The sequence below is a fragment of the Streptomyces corynorhini genome (assembly GCF_003346515.1).
In the GTDB taxonomy this organism is placed as follows: domain Bacteria; phylum Actinomycetota; class Actinomycetes; order Streptomycetales; family Streptomycetaceae; genus Streptomyces; species Streptomyces corynorhini.
On sequence record NZ_QQNA01000111.1, the window covers coordinates 1 to 3449 of the forward strand.

The window sequence follows — 3449 nt, forward strand, 5'->3', positions numbered from 1 at the left end:
GGCGGGCCAGCGGCGCCGCCGACGCCGAGTTGCTGACGCCGAACGCGACGCTGCCCGCCCGGTAGCGGTCGTCGGTCCACTCGATGGGCCGGCCCGCCGCCGTGTTCGTCAGATGGCGCTGGCGCAGCAGCGGGCTGCCCCGGCGCACCCGCAGCAGCCGGGCGTCCTCGCTGCCCGCCGCGACCGCGTCGATCAGGTGTTCGCCGTAGTGGGCCACCACCCCGGCGTCCTCGGCCAGGCTGTCCATGATCGACACGACGTCCTCGGGCAGCGCGCGCACCACGGGCGCCACCCACCGCGTGTACGCGGTCCGTTCGACCATCACCGGCTCGCCGTCCATCCACCGCAGCCGCACGACGTACAGCACCTCGCTGCCGGGGTCCACCCCCAGCCGGGACGACTCCTCCGCCGTCGCGGGCCGACTCGTCCGGCTCAGGATACGGCTCGACACCTCGCACCCCATGGCCCGCGCCCACTGGGCGAAGCTGTTGAGCTGCTCGAAGCTGTGCCGACGCTCCTGGCGCAGCACCACCCGCCGCGCCCCCTGCCGGGAGCCGATCAGGCCGTCAGAGGCGAGCAGCCCCACGGCCTGGCGCACCGTACCGCGCGAGACGGACCAACGGGAGGCGAGATCGCTCTCCGAAGGCAGCCGGGCGCCCACCGGATACTCGCCGCTCAGGATCGACTGGCGCAGTGCCTCCGCGATCTCCAGATAGCGCGAACCACTCACTCCGGCTCCCTCACGTCCTTCATGGGTCCCATCCTTGCGCAAGTCATGAACTGTGCGCAGGTATGCCGAATCGCCAAAGACTCGCCCTTCACTGTAACCACACAGCGGTCCGTCCCCGTACACCCGTTGTAGCTCCCCTTGTACGCCCTGTCGATCGCCGATACGCTCCAACGTGCCGTGATGATCAGGGGTTTGTGGGTGCTTTTGTCTTCCCCTGGTCGTGCGGTGACGGACATCAGGCGTTAACTGACCGGACACCTGAGTCGGGCGAACTGATGCCAGCTTGTATGAACAAGTTTCTTCTTCGGGGCCCCTCCCAGCGCCCCTCTTCGCCTCCGGGAGACACCGCGTGACCCGAAACCGCTTCCGCGCCAACGGCAGACTCGTCGCCGCCCTGGCGCTCGGCACCGCCGCCCTCACCACCCTCTCCGCCTGCGGCGCCGCGCCCGACGAGGAGACCTCGTCCGCCGCCACCGCGACCTCCGTCGCCGACCTCGGCGGTATCGAGGACCTGGTCGCCGCCGCCGAGAAGGAGGGCACCCTCAACGCCATCGCGCTGCCGCCGGACTGGGCCAACTACGGCGAGGTCATCAAGGCGTTCGAGGCCAAGTACAAGGTCAAGGTCAGCGTCGAGAACCCCGACGCCTCCAGCTCCGACGAGATATCCGCCGTCAAGTCCCGCAAGGGCCAGAAGCGCGCGCCCGACGTCCTCGACCTCGGTATCTCCTTCGCCCGCAGCGGCGCCGCGGAGAAGCTCTTCGCGCCGTACAAGGTCGAAGCGTGGGACAAGATCCCGGACTCCCAGAAGGACAAGGACGGCCTCTACTTCAACGACTACGGCGGGTACGTCTCGATCGGCTGCGACGCCGCCCGGATCAAGAACTGCCCGGAGACCTTCGCCGATCTCCTCAAGCCCGAGTACAAGGGCAAGGTCTCGCTCAACGGGAACCCCACCAAGGCCGGTTCGGCCTTCGGCGGGGTGTACGCGGCGTCCCTCGCCAACAAGGGCTCCTTCGGGGACATCCAGCCGGGCATCGACTTCTTCGGCAAGCTGAAGAAGAACGGCAACTTCATCCCCGTCGAGTCCACCCCGGCGACCATCGAAAAGGGCGAGACGCCCATCAGCATCGACTGGGACTACCTGAACGCCGGTTACGCCGACCAGTTCAAGGGCAAGGGCGTGGACTGGAAGGTCGCCGTCCCGAGCGACGGCGTCTACGCCCAGTACTACTCGCAGGCCATCAACAAGGACGCGCCCCACCCGGCCGCCGCCCGGCTGTGGATGGAGTTCCTCTACAGCTCCGAGGGCCAGAACCTCTGGCTGAAGGGGTACGCCCGCCCGGTGCTGCTGCCCGCCATGACCGAGGACGGCACCGTCGACAAGACCTTCGTCACCAAGCTGCCCGCCGTCGAGGGGACCCCGACGTTCCCGACCTCCGAGGAGCTGGACAAGGCCAACGCCGACCTCGCCGAGAACTGGGACAAGGCCGTCTCCTGATGACAGCCGCACCCACCACGAGGGCCACCGCGCGGCCCACCCGCAGGAGGGCAGGGGCGCCGCGCGTCTGGCTCGGCGCCCTCCCCCTGCTGGTCTTCGCCACGGTCTGCTTCGGACTGCCGGTCGGCGCCCTGCTGTACGGGGCGCTGACCCGCGACGACCAGGCGACCGGCGCCACCGCCGTCACCGGCGAACACCTCCAGCGCTCGCTGCAGGGCCCCTACCTCACCTCCCTGATCGGCAGCGTCCAGCTCTCCGCGCTGACCGCCGTGATCGGCACGGTCCTCGGCGTGCTGATCGCCCAGGCCGTCGTCACCGCGCGCGGCGGGGCGCTGCGCAACGCGGTGCTCACCGCCTCCGGTGTGCTCGCCAACTTCGGCGGCATCCCGCTCGCGTTCGCGTTCGTCGCCACGCTCGGCATCTCCGGAGTGGTCACCAGGATCGGCAAGCTCGACAGCCTCGGCTGGAACCTCTACTCCTTCACCGGACTCGCCGTCATCTACCTCTACTTCCTCATACCGCTGATGGTGCTCGTCATCCTCCCGGCACTCGACGGGCTGCGCCCGCAGTGGCGCGAGGCCGCCCAGAACGCCGGGGCCACCTCCTGGCAGTTCTGGCGTCACGTCGGCGTGCCGGTCCTCGCGCCCTCCCTGCTCGGCGGGTTCGTGCTGCTGTTCGGCAGCGCCTTCGCCGCGCACGCCACCGCCGCCGCCCTGGTCGGCGGATCCGTCCCGCTGGTCACCCTGAAGATCGCGGACGCGCTCTCCGGCAACGTCCTGGTCGGCCAGGAGAACGTGGCGCTCGCGCTGAGCCTCGACATGATCGTGATCGCCGGACTGGTGATGGCGGTCTATCTGCCCCTCCAGCGACGGAGTTCCCGATGGCTGCACTGACCCCGACCGCCCCCGCCGCGCCCGGACAGGCCCCCCGGCGGGCGCCGGGCGGCGCGGCCGTACGCGGACGGCGCCGCCCCCGCGTCTGGCGCGGCGGCGTGCTGACGCTGGCCGGGCTCTACTTCGTCGTACCGCTGCTGTCCTCGTTCGTGTTCACCGTGCACATCCCGAACCAGGGCGTCTCCTTCGCCGCGTACACCGGGATCCTCTCCGCCGACGGCTTCGTCCAGAGCCTGCTGCTCTCGCTCGGGCTGGCCGCCGCGACCATCGCGCTCGCCCTGCTGCTCGCCGTACCGGCGCTGGTGGCGGTACGGCGAGCAGCAGGGCG

Annotated in this window: 3 protein-coding genes and 1 pseudogene; 3 read left to right on the forward strand and 1 reads right to left on the reverse strand. The window is 70.1% G+C overall.

The window, feature by feature from the left end; all coding sequences use genetic code 11:
* The coding region (locus tag DVH02_RS15365) for a GntR family transcriptional regulator (RefSeq protein ID WP_147286064.1) at window positions 1-730 on the reverse strand (730 nt) is incomplete at its 3' end.
* Between the two features lie 349 nt (window positions 731-1079).
* On the opposite strand from DVH02_RS15365, the gene DVH02_RS15370 reads away from it, so the two are divergent.
* The 3 genes and pseudogenes from DVH02_RS15370 to DVH02_RS15380 form a co-directional block, all read left to right on the forward strand.
* Window positions 1080-2228 carry an ABC transporter substrate-binding protein gene (locus DVH02_RS15370; protein WP_114624384.1) on the forward strand — a complete coding sequence of 383 codons (1149 nt, stop codon included), beginning with the start codon at window positions 1080-1082 and terminating at the stop codon, window positions 2226-2228.
* Complete coding sequence (locus DVH02_RS15375; RefSeq protein WP_114624385.1) at window positions 2228-3121, forward strand: ABC transporter permease; 894 nt, start codon at window positions 2228-2230, stop codon at window positions 3119-3121. The genes DVH02_RS15370 and DVH02_RS15375 overlap by 1 nt, the downstream gene beginning before the upstream one ends.
* A pseudogene (locus DVH02_RS15380) lies at window positions 3109-3449 on the forward strand (ABC transporter permease); the annotation flags it as partial. The gene DVH02_RS15375 and the pseudogene DVH02_RS15380, both read left to right, overlap by 13 nt.